This window comes from Streptomyces sp. HmicA12 (assembly GCF_000373565.1).
Taxonomy (GTDB): domain Bacteria; phylum Actinomycetota; class Actinomycetes; order Streptomycetales; family Streptomycetaceae; genus Streptomyces.
In genome coordinates, this window is the sequence record NZ_KB891810.1 from 38313 (window position 1) to 59153 (window position 20841).

Sequence of the window (20841 nt, forward strand, 5' to 3'; positions counted from 1 at the left end):
CCCAGAGTAGCTAGCCCGCGGCCAACTGCTGCGGCGGGGCCGGGGGCTGCGCCGGGCGGCGCTTGGGCGGGAAGACCTCCGACGGCTTGGGCGCCGGGCGCTGCGGCGTCGCGGGCCGGGGCCTCACCGGCCGGGGGTCCGTGCCGGCGCGGCCGCCGGGCAGGGCCAGCAGGTGCGTCCGGGAGGACGGGACGCGCGGCCGGTGCCGGGCTTCCAGTCTGTCCCGTACGCCCTGTTCGGCCAGGGCGTAGCAGCGTTCCAGCAGCGCCGCGGCGGCGTCATTGCCGCGCAGGGCCCGCAGGGCCGAGAGGTCGTCGACGCCGGGCTGGTGGCCCGCCGCCAGGGCGTCCTCGAGGAGGCTCAGATAGCCGGTGACGGAGCCGGGCAAGGCGGCCCGGTAGCGGTCGAGGTCGGCGAACAGGAAGGCCCGCAGGCGGACGGCTTCCTGTGTGACCTCGTCGACCGACTCCGCGAGCCGGAGACAGTCCCGGACGTCCTTGTCCGAGGCGGGGCTGGGGTGGAGGGCGAGGGCGAGGGCGCGTCGGAGCACACGCAGCTCTTCTGCGCCGAACGCCATGCCGCCGCGGTTTCCGTAGGGCGTGGGCATGGGCCGACGATACGGTCTATTACGGACAAATCGGCTTAACCGGCAATCAGCGGCGTGGCCCGGCCACCGGCCGCCGACGCATACCTCAGAGCCGGCTGACGTTCCGCTCGTAAACGAGCCGGAGCCCGATCAAGGTCAGCCACGGCTCGTGTTCGTCGATGACGGAGGCCTCGCCCAGGACCATCGGCGCGAGCCCACCCGTCGCGATGACGGTGACGTCGTCCGGGTCGTCGGCCAGCTCCTTGGCCATCCGGTTCACGACCCCGTCGACCTGGCCCGCGAACCCGTACACGATGCCGGACTGCATCGCCTCGACCGTGTTCTTGCCGATGACGCTGCGCGGCCGGGCCAGCTCGATCTTGCGCAGCTGCGCGCCGCGCACGCCGAGCGCCTCGACGGAGATCTCGATGCCGGGCGCGATCACGCCGCCGGTGTACTCGCCCCTCGCGGAGACCGCGTCGAACGTCGTCGCCGTACCGAAGTCCACGACGATCGCGGGGCCGCCGTACAGCTCGACGGCCGCGACCGCGTTGATGATGCGGTCGGCGCCGACCTCCTTGGGGTTGTCCATGAGGATCGGGACTCCGGTCTTGATGCCGGGCTCGACCAGGACGGCGGGGACGTCGCCGTAGTAGCGGCGGGTGACCTCGCGCAGTTCGTGCAGGACCGAGGGGACGGTCGAGCAGATGGCGATGCCGTCGATGCCGTCGCCGAGCTCGTCGCCGAGCAGCGGGTGCATGCCCATCAGGCCCTGGAGCAGGACCGCCAGCTCGTCGGCGGTGCGGCGCGCGTCCGTGGAGATGCGCCAGTGCTCGACGATCTCCTCGCCGTCGAAGAGGCCGAGCACGGTGTGGGTGTTGCCCACGTCGATGGTGAGCAGCATCAGACGGTCGCTTCCCGCAGGTCGAGACCGATGTCGAGGATCGGCGAGGAGTGGGTCAGGGCGCCCACGGCGAGGAAGTCGACGCCCGTCTTCGCGTACGTGGCGGCGTTCTCCAGCGTGAGGCGGCCGGAGGACTCCAGGAGCGCGCGGCCGTCGGTGAGCGCCACGGCCTCCTCGGTCTCGGACGGCGTGAAGTTGTCCAGGAGGATCAGGTCGGCGCCCGCGTCGAGGACCTCGCGCAGCTGGTGCAGCGTGTCGACCTCGACCTCGATCGGCAGGCCGGGGAAGCGGTCGCGTACGGCCTGGAAGGCCTGGGCGACGCCGCCGGCGGCCACCACGTGGTTGTCCTTGACCAGGGCCGCGTCCGAGAGCGACATGCGGTGGTTGACGCCGCCGCCCGCGCGGACCGCGTACTTCTCCAGGGAGCGCAGGCCGGGGGTGGTCTTGCGGGTGTCGCGGACCTTCGCCTTGGTGCCGTCCAGCGCGTCCGCCCACGCGCGCGTGGCGGTGGCGATGCCGGAGAGGCGGCACAGGATGTTGAGCGCGCTGCGCTCGGCGGTGAGCAGGTCGCGGGTGCGGGTGGTGACCGAGAGGAGCTTCTGGCCGGCCTCCACGAGGTCGCCGTCCTCCGCGTGCCGTTCCACCTCGAACTCGTCGGACGCGACGACCGAGATGACCGTCTCGGCGACCCGCAGTCCGGCCACGACGCCGGCCTCGCGGGCCGTGAAGTCCGCGGTGGCGACGGCCTCTTCGGGGATCGTGGCGACCGTGGTGACGTCCACGCCGCCGTCGAGGTCCTCGGCGATCGCCATGTGGGCGATGTCCTCGATCTCGACCGGGTGCAGGCCCGCGTCCAGGAGCAGCTGGGCGAGCGACGGGTCGAGGCCGCACTCCATGACGTCGGCGTCCGCGTCGCCGTGCGCACAGCCGCAGTTGTCGCCGCAGCCGCCGCTGTCGGCTTCTGCCAGAGGGAGTTCGGGGGTCGCGCTCACGTCGGTCACTGCTCCTGAGGGTTCTTTACCGTTGCCGGGAAGTCTGCTGTTTGTGTGGTGTGCGTGGCCAGTGTTCGGTCGGGATTCAGCCGTACGACGATGTGGCGGCGCCACTCCGCGTCGTCCCGGTCCGCGTGGTCCTCGCGCCAGTGGCAGCCGCGGGTCTCCTCGCGGCGGCGGGCGGCGGCGACCAGGACGCGGGCCACGCACAGGAGGTTGGTGGCCTCCCAGGTGTCGACGCCGGGGACGGCCGTCTTGCCGTTCTCCGCGAGGGCGCCCGCGGCCTCGGCGTGGATGCGGCCGAGCTGGGCGGCGGCCTCGGCGAGGGAGTCGGCGGAGCGCAGCACGCCCGCGCCCGCCGTCATCACCCGCTGGATCGCGAAGCGGGCCTCCGCGGGCAGCAGCGGGTGGGTCGGGGTGTCCGGGTGCGGGACGGGGGCGGGCACGCGCGCGTGGAGGTGGTTCTCGGCGTGCTCCCGCTGGATGTCCTCCGCGATGCGCTCCGCGTAGACCAGGCCTTCCAGAAGGGAGTTGGAGGCGAGGCGGTTCGCGCCGTGGACGCCGGTGCAGGCGGTCTCGCCGCACGCGTACAGACCGGGGACCGTGGTGCGGCCGTGCAGGTCGGTGCGCACGCCGCCGGAGGCGTAGTGCGCGGCCGGGGCGATCGGGATCGGCTCGGTGATCGGGTCGATGTCGTGGGCGCGGCAGGCGGCAAGGATCGTCGGGAACCGGTGCTCCCACATCTCGGCGCCGAAGTGCCGCGCGTCGAGGTACATGTGCTCGGCGCCCTGCTCCTGCATGCGGCGCGTGATGCCCTTGGCGACGATGTCGCGGGGCGCCAGTTCGGCGAGTTCGTGCTGGCCCACCATGAAGCGCACACCGTCCGCGTCCACCAGGTGGGCGCCTTCGCCGCGTACGGCTTCGGAGACGAGCGGCTGCTGGCCCTCCGCGTCCGCGCCCAGGAAGAGCACGGTCGGGTGGAACTGGACGAATTCGAGGTCGCTGACCTCGGCGCCCGCGCGCAGGGCGAGTGCCACTCCGTCGCCCGTGGACACGTGCGGGTTCGTCGTCGCGGAGAAGACCTGGCCCATGCCGCCGGTCGCGAGGACCACGGCGGGGGCGAGGACGGCGCCGACGCCGTCGTGCTGGCCCTCCCCCATCACGTGCAGGGAGACACCGGCCGTGCGGCCCTCGGCGTCCGTCAACAGGTCGAGGACCAGCGCGTTCTCGACCGTGGGCAGCCCGCGCTCGCGGACCGCCTCGACCAGGGCCCGGGAGATCTCGGCGCCCGACGCGTCGCCGCCCGCGTGCGCGATGCGGCGGCGGTGGTGGCCGCCCTCGCGGGTCAGGTCGAGCGTGCCGTCCGCGGCCTCGTCGAAACGGGCGCCGGTCGCGATGAGCCGGCGCACCGCGTCGGGGCCCTCGGTGACCAGGGTGCGCACGGCGTTCGCGTCGCACAGCCCGACGCCCGCGACCAGGGTGTCGTCCAGGTGCTGCTCGGGGGTGTCGCCCTCGCCGAGCGCGGCGGCGATGCCGCCCTGGGCCCAGCGGGTGGAGCCGTCGTCGAGGCGGGCCTTGGTGACGACGACCGTGCGCAGGCCGGCGGCCTCGCAGCGCAGGGCGGCGGTCAGTCCGGCGACGCCGGAGCCGACGACCACGACGTCGGCTTCCAGGGACCAGCCGGGGGCGGGGGCGTGGAGACGTATGCCTGTGCTCGTCACAGGTGACCTCCGAAGGTCAGGGGCAGGTTGTCGATCAGCCGGGTCGAGCCCACGCGCGCGGCGATCACGAGGACGGCCTCGCCCTCGAAGCCGTCCCGTACGTCGGTGAAGTCGGACGGGTCGACCAGGGCCAGGTAGTCGAGCTCGGCCGGAGGACGCAGCCGACGGGCCTCGTCCAGGACCTGGCGGGCGGCGGCCAGGACCGCGGCCGGGCCGCCCGGGGAGGCGACCGCGTGCGCGTCGGCGGCGGCGCGGGCCTCGCCGAGCGCGTCGAGCGCGCGGGCACGCGCGCGCGTGGTGGGACTTTCGACGGCACGCGCGCGCAGGGCCTCCTGGGCGGCGTGCCGGTCGCGGCCCGCGAACAGGGCGCGGGAGAGCAGGAGCGCGGTGCGGCGCTCGTCCGCGGAGAGGTAGCGGTTGCGGGAGGACAGGGCCAGGCCGTCGCTCTCGCGGACCGTGGGCACGGCGACGATCTCCACGTCGAAGTTCAGGTCGCGCACCATGCGGCGGATCAGGGCGAGCTGCTGGGCGTCCTTCTGGCCGAACAGCGCGACGTCCGCGCGGGTGAGGTGCAGCAGCTTCGCGACGACGGTGAGCATGCCGTCGAAGTGGCCGGGGCGGGACGCTCCTTCGAAGCGCTCGCCCATCGGGCCCGCCGACAACAGGACCTGGGGCTGCCCGCCGGGATAGACCTCGTCGACGGACGGGGCGAACACGACGTCCGCGCCCGCCTGTTCGGCGATCTTGACGTCGGCTTCCAGGGTGCGCGGATAGCGGTCGAGGTCCTCGCCCGCGCCGAACTGCAGCGGGTTCACGAAGACCGTGACGACGACTTCGCCGTCCTCGCCCGCGCGTTCGCGTGCCGTGCGCACGAGGGTGGCGTGGCCCTCGTGCAGGGCGCCCATCGTCATGACGGCGACGCGCTGTCCGCTCCGCGCGCGTGCGCGCAGCTGCGCGCCCTCGTGCACGAGCTTCGTCTTGAAGGCGCTCATCGTGTGTCCTCCGCGCCCGTGGCCAGTACGCCGAGCAGATCCTCCGCGAGCTCCGGCTTCAGCAGGCCGTGCGCGAGGGCGCGGTCGGCGGTGGCGCGGGCCATCGCGAGATACCCGGCGACGGTCTCCGGCGCGTGCTTGCGCAGCTCCGAGACGTGGGCGGCGACGGTGCCCGCGTCGCCGCGCGCGACGGGACCGGTGAGCGCGGCGTCGCCGGAGCGCAGGGCGTTGTCGAGGGCGGCGCCCAGCAGCGGGCCGAGCATCCGGTCGGGGGCGGTGACGCCCGCGTCACGGAGCAGGTCCATCGACTCGGCGACCAGCGTGACCAGGTGGTTCGCACCCAGGGCGAGGGCCGCGTGGTAGAGCGGCCGCATCTCCTCGGCGATCCACTCGGGCTCGCCGCCCATCTCGATGACCAGGGCCTCGGCGGCGAGCCGCAGCTCCTCGGGCGCGGTCACACCGAACGAGCAGCCCGCGAGCCGCTGGACGTCGACGGCGGTGCCGGTGAACGTCATCGCGGGGTGCAGCGCGAGCGGCAGGGCGCCCGCGCGCAGCGCCGGGTCCAGGACCTTGGTGCCGTACCGGCCCGACGTGTGCACGATCAGCTGTCCCGGGCGGATCGAACCGGTCTCGACGAACCCCTCGACGAGGCCCGGCAGGACGTCGTCGGGCACGGTCAGGAGGACCAGTTCGGCCCGCGCGAGGACCTCGGCGGGCGGCACCAGGGGGACGTCGGGGAGCATGGTGGCCGCGCGGCGCACCGAGGCGTCGGAGACGCCGGAGACGGCGACCGGACGGTGTCCGGCCAGCTGCAGGGAGGCGGCGAGCGCGGGGCCCACCCGGCCGGCGCCGACGACGCCCACGGCGAGGCGGGCGGGGCGGTCCCTGGGGTCGGTGGGTTCTGATCGGGGTGACTGTGGGGCTGAGGTCACTGGACGATGGCCTTCCGTTCCAGTCCGCTCGGGGTACCGGACGATTTCTCGTCATGTTAACGCTATCTGGGCGGCCGGGCCCCGGCTGTCCACAGGCTGTGGGCAAGCGCACGCCCGTGCGCCCCTGCCCCGCACATCCCGTGGAGGACGGACCGCGCGTGCGCCATGATCGCTGTATGAGTGCGGCGAACAAGGGCGACGAGGTCCCCGAGAATCACGAAACCGGCGAGAAGCAGCAGGCAGCACGGCGTCTCGCCGCCTTGCGGGGTGCGCGGCGCACGCTGGCGCGCGGCCCGCAGGTGCCCACGCTGGCCGAGCACTGGGCACGCCTGACCGACGTGGCGGGGTCGGTGACCGACCTCTCCGGTGACGTCGACCTGTACGGGGACGGAGTCGTCGCCGACCTGGAGGCGAAGGTCGCCGGGCTCCTCGGCAAGGAAGCCGCCGCGTTCTTCCCCACCGGCACCATGGCGCAGCAGGTCGCGCTGCGCTGCTGGGCGGGCCGCACCGGCAACTCCACGGTGGCGCTGCATCCGCTGGCCCACCCCGAGGTCCACGAACGCCAGGCGCTGACCACGGTGTCCGGGCTGCGCACGGTGTACCCGACGACCGAGCCGCGCCAGATGGACGCCGCGGAAGTGCGCGACCTGGACGAGCCGTTCGGCACGCTGATGCTCGAACTGCCGCTCAGGGACGCCGGGTTCGTGCTGCCCACCTGGGACGAGCTGGAGGCGGTCTGCGAGGCGGCACGCGCGCGTGACGCCGTGGTCCACTTCGACGGGGCCCGCCTGTGGGAGTGCGCGACGCACTTCGGGCGCCCGCTGGACGAGATCGCCGACCTGGCGGACAGCGTCTACGTGTCGTTCTACAAGTCGCTCGGCGGCCTCAGCGGCGCGGCGCTCGCGGGCCCGCGGTCGTTCGTCGACGAGGCCAGGGCCTGGCGGCACCGTTACGGGGGTCAGGTCTTCCAGCAGTTCCCGCAGGCGATCGCGGCGCTGGCCGGCCTGGAGCGGGAGCTGCCGCGGCTGCCCTCGTACGTGGACCACGCGCGCGTGGTGGCGCGAGCGCTGCGGGAGGGCTTCGCCGAGGCCGGTGTCCCGTGGGCGCGGGTGCACCCCGAGGAGCCGCACACGCATCAGTTCCGGGTCCTGCTGCCCTACGACACCGAGGTGCTCGCCCGGGCGGCGCTGGAGCAGGCGGAGGAGACGGGGACGGCGCTGTTCGGGCGCTGGTTCCCCACGACCCAGGTGCCGGGATGCTCGGTCACCGAGGTCACGGTCGCCGCGCCGGGCCTGGAGTGGAGCGCCGACGACGTCCGCGCGGCCGTCGCGGACTTCGTACGGCGACTGCCGCAGGGGTTCTAGGGCTCTGGTGCCCCTGGGCTCTAGGGGTCTAGGGGTCTAGGGGTCTAGGGCCGGTCCGCGCTCAGCATCCGGCCGCGTGGCCGCGGTGGCCCCGGTGTCCGGAGAGGCGTCGGGTCAGGGCGGCACGGATGCGGCCGCGGGCGGGGCGCTCCGCCAGGACCGCCCGGAAGCGCCGGTAGTCCCGCAGCTCGCGCAGCGCGGCCATCTCGTGCGTGCCGGGTGCGGGCGGCGCCGGTTCGCCGCGCTGGGCGGCCCTGAAGACGTCGAGGGCGTACTGCTGGGTGACGGTCATGACGACCACCTCGCTCATCAACTCGATTGTCACGTTTCGCCCCGGAAAAAGCCTGCCTGTCACGCTTCGGGGCCGATGACCACGAGACTGCGCCCGCCGCCTCGGCCCGGTCACGTCGATTGACGGGAGCCGTCAATCGACGACCCGGCTGTCAGTGGCGGCGTGCACCATGGGGTCATGAGCGTGAGCATCGACATCACCGGCCTGCCGGCCGACCGCGTCCATGTCGTGCCCTCGCCCCTGGCCGAGCTGGGCATGGCGCTGCACGCGCTGTCGGAACCCGCCCACCACCCGGGGCTGCGGGGGTGGACGGCGAGCGTGTCCGCATGCCTCGACCCGTGCCTCGCGGACCGGATGTGCGAGGCGGACTTCCTGTGGCGCACGACGTTCTCCGACGTGTTCACGCCGTCCGCCGGGGTCCCGGGGCGGCGCACCCTGCCCGGCGCCACGCTCGCCGAGGAGCTGGACCTGCTCGACAAGCTCTCCGACGAGCAGTTCGTGGACGCGGCCCTGGAGTTCACCTGCCAGTCGTCGTACGCGGACCGGGCGGTGAACCGGCTCGCCGACCCGGGCACCCGCGAGCGCGCGCTCGATCTCGCGGCCGCGCGCGGGCTGCCCCAAGTGCGTTTCACCCAGCGCCTGCTGGAGGATCCGCCCGCGATCAGGGCCTGGTTCCGTGAGCTGATGCAGGACTGCGAGGAGGCGTTCTTCGCGGATGTGTGGGCGCGCGTGCAGCACCAGTTGGCGGCCGACGCGCGGCACAAGACGGAGCTGTTGCGCCGCAAGGGGCTCAGGGAGGCGCTCACGGCGGTCTCCGGCTCGGTCTCGCTCGACGCGGAGGGGCGCACCGTCATCGTCGACAAGATCTCCGTGGGGCGCGCGGAGGCGGGCGACGGCCATCTGGTCCTGGCCCCGACCAGCCTGGGGTGGCCGCACCTGTGGGTGCTGCACCGCGCCGGCTGGCAGCCGATGATCACGTACCCGATCTCCTCCCCGGGCCTCACCGCGCCGCCCTCCGTGGAGCAGCTGACCCTGCGTATGTCCGCCCTCGCCCACCCGGTGCGCATGCGTCTGTGCCGCCACCTGGCGCGCGGCTCGTACACGACGAGCGAGCTGGCCGACGCGCACGGGATGACGGCGCCGGAGATATCCCGGCACCTGTCGGTGCTGAAGAAGGCGGGGCTGGTCACGACGCGCCGCAAGGGGCGTTACGTGCAGCACCAGTTGGACCTGAGCGTGGTGTCGCGGCTCGGCGCGGACTTCATCGAGGGCGTGCTGCGCTGACGGCAAGCCCGTACGGCCCGGGCATGCGCGGGCTAGGCTGGATGAATCAGGCGAGAGGCGGCCCGCGATGAGTGCTGTGGACGACCGCCCGCGCGTCGATGCCCAGATGGAACCCGAGCAGTTCGAGGCGCTCGCCGCCGCCGCCGAACGTGAGGCCGACGGTCTGCGCCTGGAGTTCGTCAACGGAAAACTGGGGGTCAAGGCCGTGCCCGACGGCGTGCACGACGAGATCGTGCTGTGGCTGCAATCGGTCTGTATGCAGCACGACCCCCAGGTAGGCCTCTACGGAAAGCGTGGACTGCGCGTCGAGACCTACCGCAAGGGAGGGCCCGCCCCGACGGGACCCTCGCGCCGCGCGGACACTTCCTGCGGGCCGGCACCTGGGCCGACCCCAGCGGCGTCCTCATGACGGTCGAGGTCACGTCGCACGACGCCGCCGCCGACGCCGACGAGCGGGACCGTGTCGAGAAGCCCCGCGCCTATGCCGGGAGCGGTATCCCGGTGTACCTGCTCATCGACCGCGAGGCCGGCGAGGTGACCGTCTACAGCGAGCCGACCGACGGGACGTATCAACAACGCCACTCGGCGGCCTTGGGGAAGACCGTGGCCCTGCCCTCCCCCGTGGGCATCACGCTGGACACAGCCCCCTTGAAGACCTGGACCGAGCCGACGGCCGAGTAGTTCCCCCTCTCAGGCCCCGCCGGCCCGGACAAGTCCCGTCTCGTAGGCGAGGACGACGACCTGGACGCGGTCGCGCAGACCGAGCTTGGTCAGGATGCGGCCCACGTGCGTCTTCACGGTGGCCTCGGACAGCACGAGGCGGGCCGCGATCTCGCCGTTCGACAGGCCCTGCGCGACCAGGATCATGACCTCGCGCTCGCGCTCGGTGAGCCGCTCCAGCTGCTGGTGCTGCGGCTCCTTGGCGCTGCTGGGCAGCATCGGCGCGAACCGGTCGAGCAGGCGCCGCGTCGTGGACGGGGCGACCACCGCGTCACCGCTGTGCACGGCGCGGATCGCGGTGAGCAGCTCGCCGGGCGGCACGTCCTTGAGCATGAAGCCGGAGGCGCCCGCCTTGAGCCCGGAGAACGCGTACTCGTCCAGGTCGAAGGTGGTCAGGATCAGCACCTTGGGCGGGTTCGGGTCCTGGCAGATGCGCCGCGTCGTCTCGACGCCGTCCAGCTTCGGCATGCGTACGTCCATGAGGACCACGTCCACCGAGGTCGCGCGCAGCACCTCCAGGGCCTCGACGCCGTCGCCCGCCTCGGCCACGACCTCCATGTCCGGCTGGGCGGCGAGCACCATCCGGAACCCGGTGCGCAGCAGCACCTGGTCGTCGACGAGCATGACCTTGATCGACATCGGTCTTGTCCTTACGTCGCGTGACATCTCGTGGCGGCTTGTACCGGTTGCGTAGCTGGTACGTGTCAATGGGCGGGCTTGAGCGGCAGCAGGACGCTGATACGGAACCCACCGCCGGGGCGCGGTCCCGCGTCCAGCGTGCCGCCGACCATACCGACGCGCTCCCGCATCCCGATGAGGCCGTGCCCGCGACCGTCCGCGCCGCCGTCCTCGTACAGCTCGTGCGGGGCGCCCTTGCCGTCGTCCTCGACCAGCAGGCCGAGCCCGTCGTCGAAGTAGACGAGGCGCACGCTCGCGCCCGCGTTCGGACCGCCGTGCTTGCGGGTGTTGGTGAGGGCTTCCTGGACGATCCGGTACGCGGTCAGCTCCACGCCGCTGGGCAGCGGGCGCGGGGTGCCCTCCACCTTGAAGTCGACCGGGAGGCCCGCGGTGCGCACCTGGCCGACGAGGTCCTCGATCTGCTCGACGTCGGGCTGCGGAACGTATTCCTCGCCCTGCTCGCGCTCCCCGGTGCGCAGCACGCCGAGCAGGCGGCGCATCTCGGCGAGCGCCTGCCGGCCCGTGCCCGAGATGGTCTCCAGGGCCTTCTTCGCCTGGTCCGGGGCGGTGTCCAGGACGTAGGCGGCGCCGTCCGCCTGCACCACCATCACCGAGACGTTGTGGGCGACGACGTCGTGCAGCTCGCGGGCGATGCGGGCCCGTTCGGCCGCTACCGCGACCTTCGACTGGGCCTCGCGCTCCTTCTCCAGGCGGGCGGCGCGCTCCTCCAGCTCGGCCAGATAGGCGCGCCGCGTGCGCAGCGAGTCGCCGAGCACCCAGGCGAGGGCGAAGGGCACCATCGTGAAGACGGTGACGGCGATCTGGCCCGCGCCGCTGGCCTGCTCCTCGGGCCAGCGCAGCTGCGCGAGCGGCGCCGCGCACAGGCCGGCGCCGAGTGCGAGCCGGGACGACCACCGCGCCCCGTTCGCCGCGCAGGTGTAGACGATGACGAGCATCGCGAAGTCCGCGGGATCGGTCTCCGCGTCGAGCACCAGCTGGGCCAGGCCGACCACGATCGCGAGGATCAGCATCCGCTCCGGCATCCGGCGGCGCAGCGTGACGACGACGCTCAGCAGCACGGCGCAGAAGATCCCCGCCGTCTGGTTGCCCCGCGACGGCGCCCCGGTGACGCTGCCGAGGGTCGCCACCGACAACCCGAGCAGGACCACGGCCCAGAAGCCGTCGACCCATGTCGGGTGTCTGCGGAGGAAGTCGTAGAGGCGCTGCACGTAACCCAGAGTAGGTAAGCGTGCAGCGTGCAGGGGTCAACCGGAGGGTCGATCCGCACCGGGCGCGCGTACTCCCCAAGGTGGAGGCGCATGCGCCCGGCGCACATAGCCTTCAGGCGTGGAGAACGCACGAGAGGGCGGTGCGCGCGGCTGGCGCGAGGCCGCCGAGCAGGCACTGTACGGCCCGGCCGGCTTCTATCGCGGGCCCGAGGGTCCGGCCGGACACTTCCGTACGTCGGTGCACGCGTCCCCGCTGTTCGCGCACGCCGTGGCCGAGTTGCTGTGCCGGGTGGACGCGGCGCTCGGTGAGCCCGCCGAGCTGGCGTTCGTCGACATGGCGGCGGGGCACGGCGAACTGGTTTCTCGCGTCCTCCAGGTGCTCCCGGAAAAAGTGGCCGCACGCGTGCGTGCCTGCGCGGTGGAGATCGCCGGGCGCCCCGCGGATCTCGATCACCGGATCGAGTGGCGGTCCGAGCCGCCCACCGGGATCACCGGGCTGCTGTTCGCGAACGAGTGGCTCGACAACGTCCCCGCCGACGTCGTGGAGACGGACGCGGACGGCGCCGCCCGGCTCGTCCTCGTACGGGACGACGGCACGGAATCCCTCTCCGGCCTGCCTCTCGACGAGCGGTCGGCCCGGTGGCTGGAGCGGTGGTGGCCGCTGCCGGCCGAGCCGGGGCTGCGCGCCGAGGTGGGGGTGGACCGCGACGAGGCGTGGGCGGCGGCCGTGGGCACCCTGGAGCGCGGTCTGGCGGTCGCCGTGGACTACGCACACACGCGCGCGTCCCGCCCGCCCTTCGGCACGCTGACGGGCTTCAGGGAGGGCCGCGAGACGGCGCCCGTGCCCGACGGCTCCTGCGACCTCACGGCGCACGTGGCGCTCGACGCCTGCGCGACCGCGCCGGGCGCCCGGCTGCTCCCCCAGCGCGCCGCCCTGCACGCCCTCGGCGTCACCGCGGGCCGCCCGCCGCTGGCCCTCGCGTCCCAGGACCCGGCCGCGTACGTACGGGCCCTCGCGCGGGCGGGAGAGGCGGCGGAGCTGACGGCGCGGGGCGGGCTCGGGGACTTCGGGTGGCTCGTCGAGCCCGTCTCCCTGGAGACGCCGGAGACACGCGGCCTACTTGTCGATGTCGCCGACCACGAAGAACAGTGAGCCGAGGATCGCCACCATGTCGGCGACCAGCGTCCCCGGAAGCAGCTCGGTCAGCGCCTGGATGTTGTTGTAGGACGCGGAGCGCAGCTTGAGGCGGTACGGCGTCTTCTCGCCCTTGGAGACGAGGTAGTAGCCGTTGATGCCGAGCGGGTTCTCCGTCCACGCGTACGTGTGGCCCTCGGGCGCCTTGAGGACCTTCGGCAGGCGCTGGTTGACCGGGCCGGGCGGGAGCTCGGCGATCCGGTCGAGGCAGGCGTCGGCGAGGTCGAGGGCGTTGTGGGTCTGCTCCAGAAGGCACTCGAAACGGGCCAGGCAGTCGCCTTCTTGCCGCGTGACGACCTTCAGGGTGTCCTGCAGCTCTCCATAGGCGAGGTACGGCTCGTCGCGGCGCAGGTCGAAGTCGACGCCGGAGGCGCGGGCGATCGGGCCGGAGACCCCGTACGAGTGCGCCGCCTCGGCGGACAGGACGCCGACGTCGCGCGTGCGGCCCCGGAAGATCTCGTTGCCGAGGACCAGACGGTCGTAGACGTCCATACGCGAGCGCACGGACGCGACGGCCTCCCGCGCGCGCGTTGTCCAGCCGAGCGGCAGGTCCTCCTTGAGGCCGCCGACCCGGTTGAACATGTAGTGCATGCGGCCGCCGGAGATCTCCTCCATCACGTTCTGGAGTTCCTCGCGTTCACGGAAGGCGTGGAAGACCGGAGTGATTCCGCCCAGTTCGAGTGGGTACGAACCCAGGAACATCAGATGGTTCAGCACACGGTTCAGCTCGGCGAGCAGGGTCCGCAGCCAGACGGCGCGCTCGGGGACCTCCATGCCCAGCATCCGCTCGACGGCGAGCACGACACCCAGCTCGTTCGAGAACGCGGACAGCCAGTCGTGGCGGTTGGCGAGCATCACGATCTGCCGGTAGTCCCGCGCCTCGAAGAGCTTCTCGGCACCGCGGTGCATGTAGCCGATGACCGGCTCCGCGTGCTGGATCCGCTCGCCGTCGAGCACGAGACGCAGGCGCAGCACACCATGGGTGGAGGGGTGCTGCGGACCGATGTTGAGCACCATGTCGGTGCTCTCCGCGGCACCACCGATGCCGACCGTGGCCTGAGTCGTGGGCGTCATGCGGACAGTCTCTCGTACGTAGGGTGAGTTCATGGAGACAGGGGCGACGGGGCCGATGGGGATCACGGGCGACGCGGACACGCACGCCGAGGACGAACCGACCTGGACCGGACTGCCGTTCGACCTGCTGAAGCTGCGCCGACTGCTGCTGGCGCTGTGGCTGGTGCCGCTGACGGTCGCGGTCGCCGTGCTTCTCGCGGTCTTCGCGGGCCCGCCGTGGGCGGCGTTCGCGCTGGTGCCGCTCGCGGTGCTGGCGTGGGGCTGGACGATGCTCGGCCGCAACTGGCGCTCGTGGCGGTACGCCGAGCGCGCCGACGACCTGCTGATCAGCCGCGGGGTGCTGTGGCGTGAGGAAACGATCGTGCCGTACGGACGGATGCAGCTGGTCGAGGTGACCTCGGGCCCGCTGGAGCGGAAGTTCGGCCTGGCCAGCCTTCAGCTGCACACGGCGGCCGCCGCCACCGACGCGACGATCCCCGGCCTCGTCCCGGCCGAGGCGGAGCGGCTGCGCGACCGCCTCACCGAGCTCGGCGAGGCCCGATCGGCGGGCCTGTGACGGCCTCCCGCGCCCCCGAGGGCGTACGGGGCGAGGAGACGGCCAGGAGCGTGCGAGAGCGGCGCCTGCACCCCGTCACGCCGCTGCGCCGCGCCTGGGCGCCGATCGCGGTCCTGCTCGGCTGGGCCGTCCACGACATGGACCAGGCGCAGCGCCAGCTCGCCCGGCTCACGGCCACCACCCTGACGATCGGCCTGGGCGTGCTCGTCCCCGCGGCCGCCCTGTACGGCTTCCTCACCTGGTGGTTCACCCACTTCGCGGTGACGGACACCGAACTGCGCATCCGGAGCGGCCTGTTGTTCCGCCGCACCGCGCACATCCGGCTCGACCGCCTCCAGGCCGTCGATGTCACGCAGCCGCTCCTCGCCCGCTTCGTCGGCGTGGCCAAGCTGAAACTCGACGTCGTAGGCACCGACAAGAAGGACGAACTCGCCTATCTGGGAGAGAAGGAAGCACGCGACCTACGGGCCGAACTGCTCGCCCGCGCCGCCGGGTTCGCCCCGGAATCGGCCCACGAGGTCGGCGAGGCACCGGCGCAGCGGATCCTGCGCACGCCGCCGCGCACGCTCGCGGTGGCGCTGCTCCTGACGGGCGCGCCGTGGGCGATGCTGCTCGCGGCGGTCGTCGTGCCGACCTTCCTGTGGTTCGCCACCCACAACCTGTGGACAGTGATCGCGGTCGGCGTGCCGCTGTTCGGCGGGGCGTTCACCAACGGCGCGGGCCGGTTCATCAAGGAGTACGACTGGACGGTCGGCGAGTCCCCGGACGGGCTGCGCATCGACCACGGGCTGCTCGACCGGGTGCACGAGACGGTGCCGCCGGGCCGCGTGCAGATCGTGCGCGTCGTGGAACCGCTGCTGTGGCGGCGGCGCGGCTGGGTCCGGGTCGAGCTGCACGTGGCGGGCTCGGCCAACTCCGTCCTGGTCCCCGTCGCCCCGCGCGAGCAGGCCGAGGACGTCATCGCGCGGATCCTGCCGGGCGTCGCGGTGCCCAAGCCGGCCGACTTCACGGCCGCGCCGCGGCGCGGCCGCTGGTGCGTACCGGTGTGGTGGCGGTCGTACGGGGTGTCCGTCACGGAGAGCGTGTTCGCGGCGCGGCACGGACTGCTGCAGCGCCGGATCTCGCTCGTCCCGCACGCCAAGGTGCAGAGCGTGCGCCTCACCCAGGGCCCCTGGGAGCGCTACTGGCGCGTCGCCGACCTGCGCCTGGACACCGGCGCCAACAAGACGGTGACGGCCCGTCTGAGGGACGCTCACGAGGCGACGGAACTGCTGAGGGCACAGGCGGACCGGTCCCGGACCGGCCGCAAGGGGGCACGCCCCGATCGCTGGATGAGCGAAGCGCCGTGAGGGCACGAAAGAGGGCGCCCTACGACGAGTAGAGCGCCCTTGCCACGACGAACCTCAGGCCCGCATGGCCGACCGCAACTCCCCCACGTCGATCTGCTCGGTCTCGTCATGAGCCGTCAGATCGATGACTTCCTTCTCCTGCTCTTGTTCCTGCGCCTGCGCCTGCGCCTGCGCCTGCGCCTGTTCCCGTTCCTTCTGCTGCTCGGCGAGCGCCTCTTCCCCGACGACATCGGCCAGGTCCTCGTCCGGCTGCACGGCGGAACCGCTCGTGCCGAAGAAGTCGAAGCCCCCCACGAGAGCCTTGCGCGCCGGCGCAGCCGGCATCACGGTCGCGACGGCCGGCACGGTCACGTGGCCGGACGCCGCCTCGGACTTCCCCCGAGAATCGGCCTCCTCCACGGCGGGGCTCCCGGCCCGGGCCAGCCGGTCGAGCGCCGCGTTCGCCCGCAGGTACAGCGACGGGGTGACCGCAGCGGCGGCCGTGACCGGGCCCCGCGGCTCGGCGGACCGCGCCGGCGGCAGTGCCTTGGCGGGGGCGGCCGCCTCTATCGCGAGCCGGCGCCGACCTTCGAGGGCGCTGGCGCGCTCGGTCTCCGCGGTGGCGTACCTCCGCAGCAGCGCCGCGTGCTCGTTGCGCAGCGCCGCCAACTCGGCTCGCTTGGAGCGCAGTTTGACCTCGAGCCGGCCGCGCAGCTCGCGCGACTCGTCGAGGTCGCCCTCCAGCTCCGCCACGGCCTCCTCGTGCCGCCAGCGCTCGCTCGCGGCGCCCCGGGTCAGCTCGGCGACCTGCTTGCCCGCCTGCCGGTCCCAGCGGCGCATCACGACGGCGCCGATGACGGCCGCGGCGGCCGCGGCGGCGGTGACGCCGCGCAGCACGAGCGGATCCCCGGACAGCCAGGCGCCGCCCGCGCACACGAGAGGCGCACCGGCGATCACCGAAGGGGGCAGCAGGCGGTGCAAGGGTGGGGAATGGCGGTGGCGTCCACGTGGCATGGCCAGAAACTTACCGCGCGTAGGCGAATCGCGAAGCCCCGCCCGGCAAAATCCGGGCACAGGTGACGCAGAAACCACCGAACTCACGCCAGAAACGGCCGACTTCCGCGTCTCGCGCTTACCGGTCCCCACTCAAGATCATTTACCAATGAGGCCCTTGGACTCCAGGTACTCCTTGGCGACATCGGCTTCCTTCTGCCGCTCGGCGTCGACCTTCCGGTTCAACTCGACGAGGTCGTCGGTGGTGAGCGTCTTGGTCAGCTTCCCCAGGACATCGGCTATCTCCTTGTCGCCGGCGTCCTTCGCGTTCACCACCGGAACGATGTTGTCCGCATTCTGCAGCTTCTTGTCGTCCTCCAGGAGAACGAGGCCGAAGTTCTTCAGCGTCGCATCGGTCGTGGTCGTCAGAACCAGCTGGTCCTGCTCGTTCTTCACGGCCTGCTTGGACTGGGTGGTGCCGACGCCCTTGGGGTCGATGCCCGTGACGTCGATCCCGTACGTCTTCTTCAGGCCCGGGGCGCAGAAGGGCCGCGTCTCGCATTCGTCACCGGCCGCGATCTTGACCTTCTGGCCGGACTTGCCGAGATCGGAAAGCGTCTTCAGATTGTGCTTCTTCGCGTAGGACTCGCTCACCGCGAACGCGTTCTGGTCGACTGCCTCACCCGCGTCCAGAACCTTCAGCCCTTCCGGCTCGGCCAGCTTCCGCAGCGCGGTGATCGTCGCGTCGACATCGCTGGAGGCGACGGCCTTCGCGTCGGAACCGTTCTTCTTCAGGTTGAGGAATTCGGCGAGCGTCGCCGCGTATTCGGGCACCACGTCGATGGCGCCCTTCGCGAGCTGCGGCTCGTAGATCTCGCGGTTCTCGACCGTCTTGACCGACGCGTCGTACCCGGCGTCGGACAGTATCTGCCGGTACAGCTCACCCATCACCTTGGCCTCGGTGAAGGCCGCGGCGCCGATGACGACCTTGCCCTTCTTGCCGCCGCCCGAGCCGGACGAGTCGCCCTTGTCGCCCTCGAGGCTGTCGCCACCGCACGCGGTGAGACCCGCGGTCAGTGCTGCCACCGCCACAGCCGCCAGGGCCATGTGCCGGGTCCTGCCGTGCGTCCTGCTGTTCATCGCTCTCCTAGTTGCACTGATAGCACTGGTAGCACCGTCTTGAGCATGGGTACGACTGCCTTCGCACCGCACCGCGGGTCGCGTCACGCCCGCCCTCGCATGGGGTCGAGCACCCGGCCCACCGCCACGAACAAGCCCTCCACGACCAGCGCCAGCGCGGCCACCAGGACGGCTCCCGCGACCACCTGGGGCGTGTCCTGGAGGTTGAAGCCGGCGGTGATGATCCGCCCGAGCCCGCCCTCTCCGGCCATCGCGGCCAGCGTCGCCGTCGCGATCACCTGCACCGCCGACGACCGGAGCCCGGTCATCACCAGCGGGTACGCCAGCGGAAGTTCGACCCGGGCGAAGACCTGGCGCCCGCTCATCCCCATGCCGCGCGCGGCCTCCACGACCGCGCGGTCGACCTCGCGCATGCCCACGTACGCGTTCGTCAGCAGCGGCGGCACCGCGAACAGCACGAGGGCGATCAGCGTCGGCAGGTCTCCCTGGCGGCCGAGCGGGGTCAGCGTGAGCAGCACGAGCACGGCCAGGGTGGGCACGGCCCGCCCCACGTTCGAGATGTTGATCGCGAGCGCGCCGCCCTTGCCGATGTGCCCGAGCCACAGGGCCAGCGGCAGCGCGATCAGACAGGCCACCCCGAGGGCGACACCGCTGAAGTACAGGTGCTCGGACAGGCGGTGCCACACCCCCTTCTCGCCCTGCCAGTTGGCGCTCGTGGCCAGCCAGTCGCAGGCCCCCGATATCGCGTTCATGCGACCTTCTCCGGCATCTGGGAATCCCGCGTCCCGGCCTCGGCCGTGGTCGCCCTCCCGCGTATTCGGGGTCCGCGCCCGCCCCGTACGGACGTCGCCCGGGTCCACGGCGTCAGCCACCGCTGCACGCCGAGCAGCAGCAGGTCCGCGACGATCGCGAGCGCGACGCACAGCACCGAGGCGGCCAGGACCTGGGCCTTGAACTGGGTGCGCAGGCCGTCGACGATCATCGTGCCCAGGCCGCCGTAGTTGACGATCGCGCCGACCGTGGTCAGCGCCACCGTGGAGACCGTGGCGATGCGCACACCGGCCAGCAACGCGGGCAGCGCCAGCGGCAGTTCGACCTCCCACAACAGCCGCAGCTGCCCGTACCCCATCCCGCGCGCGGCCTCTCTGGCCTCCTCGGGAACGGCCTGCAGCCCCGCCAATATGTTGCGCACGAGGATCGTCAGCGAATAGAGGACGAGTCCCGTGATCACCAGCGAGGCCGAGAGCCCGAACAGGGGCAGCAGCAGCGAGAACATCGCGAGCGACGGAATCGAGTAGAGAACGGTGGTCACGCCGAGCACCGGCCCGGCGAAAGCCCTGCTGCGCCGCGCGAGCAGCGCCAGCGGGAAGGAGATCAGGACGCCTATCGCCACCGCCGCGACCGTGATCCCCACGTGCTGGACCGTCGCGTCGATCAATTCCTGGCTGCGGGTGCGCAGATACTCCCCGCACACCCAGTCATTGGCCACCAGGCAGTTCTGCTCGCTCACCCCGCCCCGCCTCCCCCGATTCCCCGAACGTATGTCAGTCGTCCGCACTCGCGCACGTACGTTTTCGACTGTCGACGACCCTAGCGGGCACCACTGACAATGGCCGATACCCGACCCCGGCCCGCAACACCGCCTTCACACAACTGATGTCTTCGGGCATCCCGAACGCGGGCAGCGCCCGGCAGAATGGGTTCCCATGATCCGGTTCGAGCACGTCAGCAAGCAGTACGCGGACGGCACCACTGCCGTCGACGACCTGTCCTTCGAGGTGAACGAAGGCGAACTGGTCACGCTCGTCGGCCCGTCGGGCTGCGGCAAGACCACGACGATGAAGATGGTGAACCGGCTCATCGAACCCACCGCGGGCCGGATACTTCTCGACGGGGACGACATATCCGGTATCGACCCGGTCCAACTCCGGCGCCGTATCGGCTATGTCATCCAGCAGGTCGGGCTGTTCCCGCACAAGACCGTCCTCGACAACACGGCGACCGTGCCGCACCTGCTCGGCGTCAAGCGCGCCAAGGCCCGTGAGCGCGCCGCCGAACTCCTCGACCTGGTGGGCCTGGACCCGAAGACGTTCGGCGACCGCTACCCCGAGCAGCTCTCCGGCGGGCAGCGCCAGCGGGTGGGCGTGGCGCGGGCGTTGGCCGCCGATCCGCCGGTGCTGCTGATGGACGAGCCGTTCGGCGCGGTCGACCCGGTGGTCCGCGACCACCTCCAGACCGAGTTCCTGCGCCTTCAGCAGACCCTGAACAAGACCGTCCTGTTCGTCACGCACGACATCGAGGAGGCCGTCCGTCTCGGCGACCGCATCGCCGTCTACGGACACGGCCGCGTCGAGCAGTACGACACCCCGTCGGCCGTCCTCGGCGCCCCCGCGAACTCCTACGTGGCCGACTTCGTCGGCGCGGACCGGGGACTCAAGCGCCTGTCCGTGACGCCGATCGAGGAAGGCGACCTGGAGCAGCCGCCCGTGGTCCACCTCGACGACCCGCTGCCCCGGGAGCTCGACGCGCGCTGGGCCGTCGTCCTCGACCACGACAACAACCTGCACGGCTGGATCGACGCCGAACACGCGCGCGCGGGCTCCGGCACGGTACGCGAACACGCGCGCCGCATGGAGGCATGGCTGCCGGTCGGCGCCTCGCTCAAGCAGGCCTTCGCGACGATGCTCCAGCACGACGCGGGCTGGATCGCGGTCATCGACGAGAACAGCGAGGGGCGCTTCCTCGGGGTGCTCACCCCGGCCCGGCTGCACGAGGCGCTGCGCCGCTCCACGGCCGCGGACGCGCAGGACATCCCGCGCACCCAGGTGGAGCTGGAGACGGTCGCGCCGCTCCTCAAGTGA

The 20841-nt window shown here is 72.3% G+C and carries 22 protein-coding genes; 7 read left to right on the forward strand and 15 right to left on the reverse strand.

What is annotated here, in order from left to right; translation table 11 throughout:
- Positions 1 to 10: 10 nt before the first annotated feature.
- The 6 genes from B072_RS0120815 to B072_RS0120840 all read right to left on the reverse strand — a co-directional run bounded on the left by B072_RS0120815 (position 11) and on the right by B072_RS0120840 (position 6127).
- Positions 11 to 607 (reverse strand): hypothetical protein, encoded by a 597-nt coding sequence (locus tag B072_RS0120815; RefSeq protein WP_078506506.1) that lies wholly within the window; start codon positions 605 to 607, stop codon positions 11 to 13.
- A gap of 85 nt (positions 608 to 692) precedes the next feature.
- Positions 693 to 1490, reverse strand: coding sequence for a type III pantothenate kinase (locus tag B072_RS0120820; RefSeq protein ID WP_018531909.1), 798 nt, complete (start codon positions 1488 to 1490; stop codon positions 693 to 695).
- Positions 1490 to 2491 (reverse strand): carboxylating nicotinate-nucleotide diphosphorylase, encoded by a 1002-nt coding sequence (gene nadC, locus B072_RS0120825; protein ID WP_018531910.1) that lies wholly within the window; start codon positions 2489 to 2491, stop codon positions 1490 to 1492. Before nadC ends, B072_RS0120820 begins: the two co-directional genes overlap by 1 nt.
- Positions 2488 to 4203 (reverse strand): L-aspartate oxidase, encoded by a 1716-nt coding sequence (locus tag B072_RS0120830; protein WP_018531911.1) that lies wholly within the window; start codon positions 4201 to 4203, stop codon positions 2488 to 2490. The genes nadC and B072_RS0120830 overlap by 4 nt, the downstream gene beginning before the upstream one ends.
- On the reverse strand, positions 4200 to 5195 hold the full coding sequence (gene panC, locus B072_RS0120835; protein ID WP_018531912.1) for a pantoate--beta-alanine ligase: 996 nt from the start codon (positions 5193 to 5195) through the stop codon (positions 4200 to 4202). Before panC ends, B072_RS0120830 begins: the two co-directional genes overlap by 4 nt.
- A complete protein-coding gene (locus B072_RS0120840; RefSeq protein WP_026246093.1) occupies positions 5192 to 6127 on the reverse strand; it encodes a Rossmann-like and DUF2520 domain-containing protein in 936 nt (311 codons plus the stop codon). The genes panC and B072_RS0120840 overlap by 4 nt, the downstream gene beginning before the upstream one ends.
- Before the next feature lie 176 nt (positions 6128 to 6303).
- On the opposite strand from B072_RS0120840, the gene B072_RS0120845 reads away from it, so the two are divergent.
- Positions 6304 to 7491, forward strand: coding sequence for a threonine aldolase family protein (locus tag B072_RS0120845; protein WP_018531914.1), 1188 nt, complete (start codon positions 6304 to 6306; stop codon positions 7489 to 7491).
- A 61-nt stretch (positions 7492 to 7552) separates the two neighbouring features.
- Here B072_RS0120845 and B072_RS0120850 read toward each other — a convergent pair whose 3' ends face one another.
- A complete protein-coding gene (locus tag B072_RS0120850; RefSeq protein ID WP_018531915.1) occupies positions 7553 to 7801 on the reverse strand; it encodes a hypothetical protein in 249 nt (82 codons plus the stop codon).
- A 159-nt stretch (positions 7802 to 7960) separates the two neighbouring features.
- Here B072_RS0120850 and B072_RS0120855 point away from each other — a divergent pair, with 159 nt between their 5' ends.
- The gene (locus B072_RS0120855) at positions 7961 to 9067 is read left to right on the forward strand and encodes a DUF5937 family protein (protein ID WP_018531916.1); all 1107 of its coding nucleotides are present in this window, start codon (positions 7961 to 7963) and stop codon (positions 9065 to 9067) included.
- 46 nt (positions 9068 to 9113) lie between these two features.
- On the opposite strand, the gene B072_RS48255 is transcribed toward B072_RS0120855, so the two are convergent.
- Positions 9114 to 9290: a hypothetical protein gene (locus B072_RS48255; protein WP_158689215.1), complete on the reverse strand. Its 177-nt coding sequence runs from the start codon at positions 9288 to 9290 to the stop codon at positions 9114 to 9116.
- Between the two features lie 14 nt (positions 9291 to 9304).
- Here B072_RS48255 and B072_RS43620 point away from each other — a divergent pair, with 14 nt between their 5' ends.
- Positions 9305 to 9748: a Uma2 family endonuclease gene (locus B072_RS43620; protein ID WP_078506507.1), complete on the forward strand. Its 444-nt coding sequence runs from the start codon at positions 9305 to 9307 to the stop codon at positions 9746 to 9748.
- Between the two features lie 9 nt (positions 9749 to 9757).
- On the opposite strand, the gene B072_RS0120865 is transcribed toward B072_RS43620, so the two are convergent.
- Both B072_RS0120865 and B072_RS0120870 read right to left on the reverse strand, forming a co-directional pair.
- The gene (locus tag B072_RS0120865) at positions 9758 to 10426 is read right to left on the reverse strand and encodes a response regulator (RefSeq protein ID WP_018531917.1); all 669 of its coding nucleotides are present in this window, start codon (positions 10424 to 10426) and stop codon (positions 9758 to 9760) included.
- A gap of 65 nt (positions 10427 to 10491) precedes the next feature.
- On the reverse strand, positions 10492 to 11694 hold the full coding sequence (locus B072_RS0120870; RefSeq protein WP_018531918.1) for a sensor histidine kinase: 1203 nt from the start codon (positions 11692 to 11694) through the stop codon (positions 10492 to 10494).
- A gap of 118 nt (positions 11695 to 11812) precedes the next feature.
- On the opposite strand from B072_RS0120870, the gene B072_RS0120875 reads away from it, so the two are divergent.
- Positions 11813 to 12847 (forward strand): SAM-dependent methyltransferase, encoded by a 1035-nt coding sequence (locus B072_RS0120875; RefSeq protein ID WP_018531919.1) that lies wholly within the window; start codon positions 11813 to 11815, stop codon positions 12845 to 12847.
- Here B072_RS0120875 and B072_RS0120880 read toward each other — a convergent pair.
- Positions 12812 to 13963, reverse strand: a complete 1152-nt coding sequence (locus B072_RS0120880; RefSeq protein ID WP_018531920.1) for an NADH-quinone oxidoreductase subunit D — start codon at positions 13961 to 13963, stop codon at positions 12812 to 12814. The two genes, B072_RS0120875 and B072_RS0120880, sit on opposite strands and share 36 nt — an antisense overlap.
- Positions 13964 to 13994: 31 nt before the next feature.
- Between B072_RS0120880 and B072_RS0120885 the strand changes: the two genes are divergently transcribed.
- Positions 13995 to 14519 (forward strand): PH domain-containing protein, encoded by a 525-nt coding sequence (locus tag B072_RS0120885; RefSeq protein WP_078506508.1) that lies wholly within the window; start codon positions 13995 to 13997, stop codon positions 14517 to 14519.
- Positions 14516 to 15868, forward strand: coding sequence for a PH domain-containing protein (locus tag B072_RS0120890; protein ID WP_018531922.1), 1353 nt, complete (start codon positions 14516 to 14518; stop codon positions 15866 to 15868). The genes B072_RS0120885 and B072_RS0120890 overlap by 4 nt, the downstream gene beginning before the upstream one ends.
- A gap of 54 nt (positions 15869 to 15922) precedes the next feature.
- On the opposite strand, the gene B072_RS0120895 is transcribed toward B072_RS0120890, so the two are convergent.
- The 4 genes from B072_RS0120895 to B072_RS0120910 form a co-directional block, all read right to left on the reverse strand.
- On the reverse strand, positions 15923 to 16861 hold the full coding sequence (locus tag B072_RS0120895) for a hypothetical protein (protein ID WP_026246094.1): 939 nt from the start codon (positions 16859 to 16861) through the stop codon (positions 15923 to 15925).
- Between the two features lie 138 nt (positions 16862 to 16999).
- Positions 17000 to 17980 carry an ABC transporter substrate-binding protein gene (locus B072_RS0120900; protein WP_026246095.1) on the reverse strand — a complete coding sequence of 327 codons (981 nt, stop codon included), beginning with the start codon at positions 17978 to 17980 and terminating at the stop codon, positions 17000 to 17002.
- A gap of 83 nt (positions 17981 to 18063) precedes the next feature.
- A complete protein-coding gene (locus B072_RS0120905) occupies positions 18064 to 18732 on the reverse strand; it encodes an ABC transporter permease (RefSeq protein ID WP_018531925.1) in 669 nt (222 codons plus the stop codon).
- Positions 18729 to 19490: an ABC transporter permease gene (locus B072_RS0120910; RefSeq protein WP_018531926.1), complete on the reverse strand. Its 762-nt coding sequence runs from the start codon at positions 19488 to 19490 to the stop codon at positions 18729 to 18731. Before B072_RS0120910 ends, B072_RS0120905 begins: the two co-directional genes overlap by 4 nt.
- Before the next feature lie 196 nt (positions 19491 to 19686).
- On the opposite strand from B072_RS0120910, the gene B072_RS0120915 reads away from it, so the two are divergent.
- Complete coding sequence (locus B072_RS0120915) at positions 19687 to 20841, forward strand: ABC transporter ATP-binding protein (protein WP_018531927.1); 1155 nt, start codon at positions 19687 to 19689, stop codon at positions 20839 to 20841.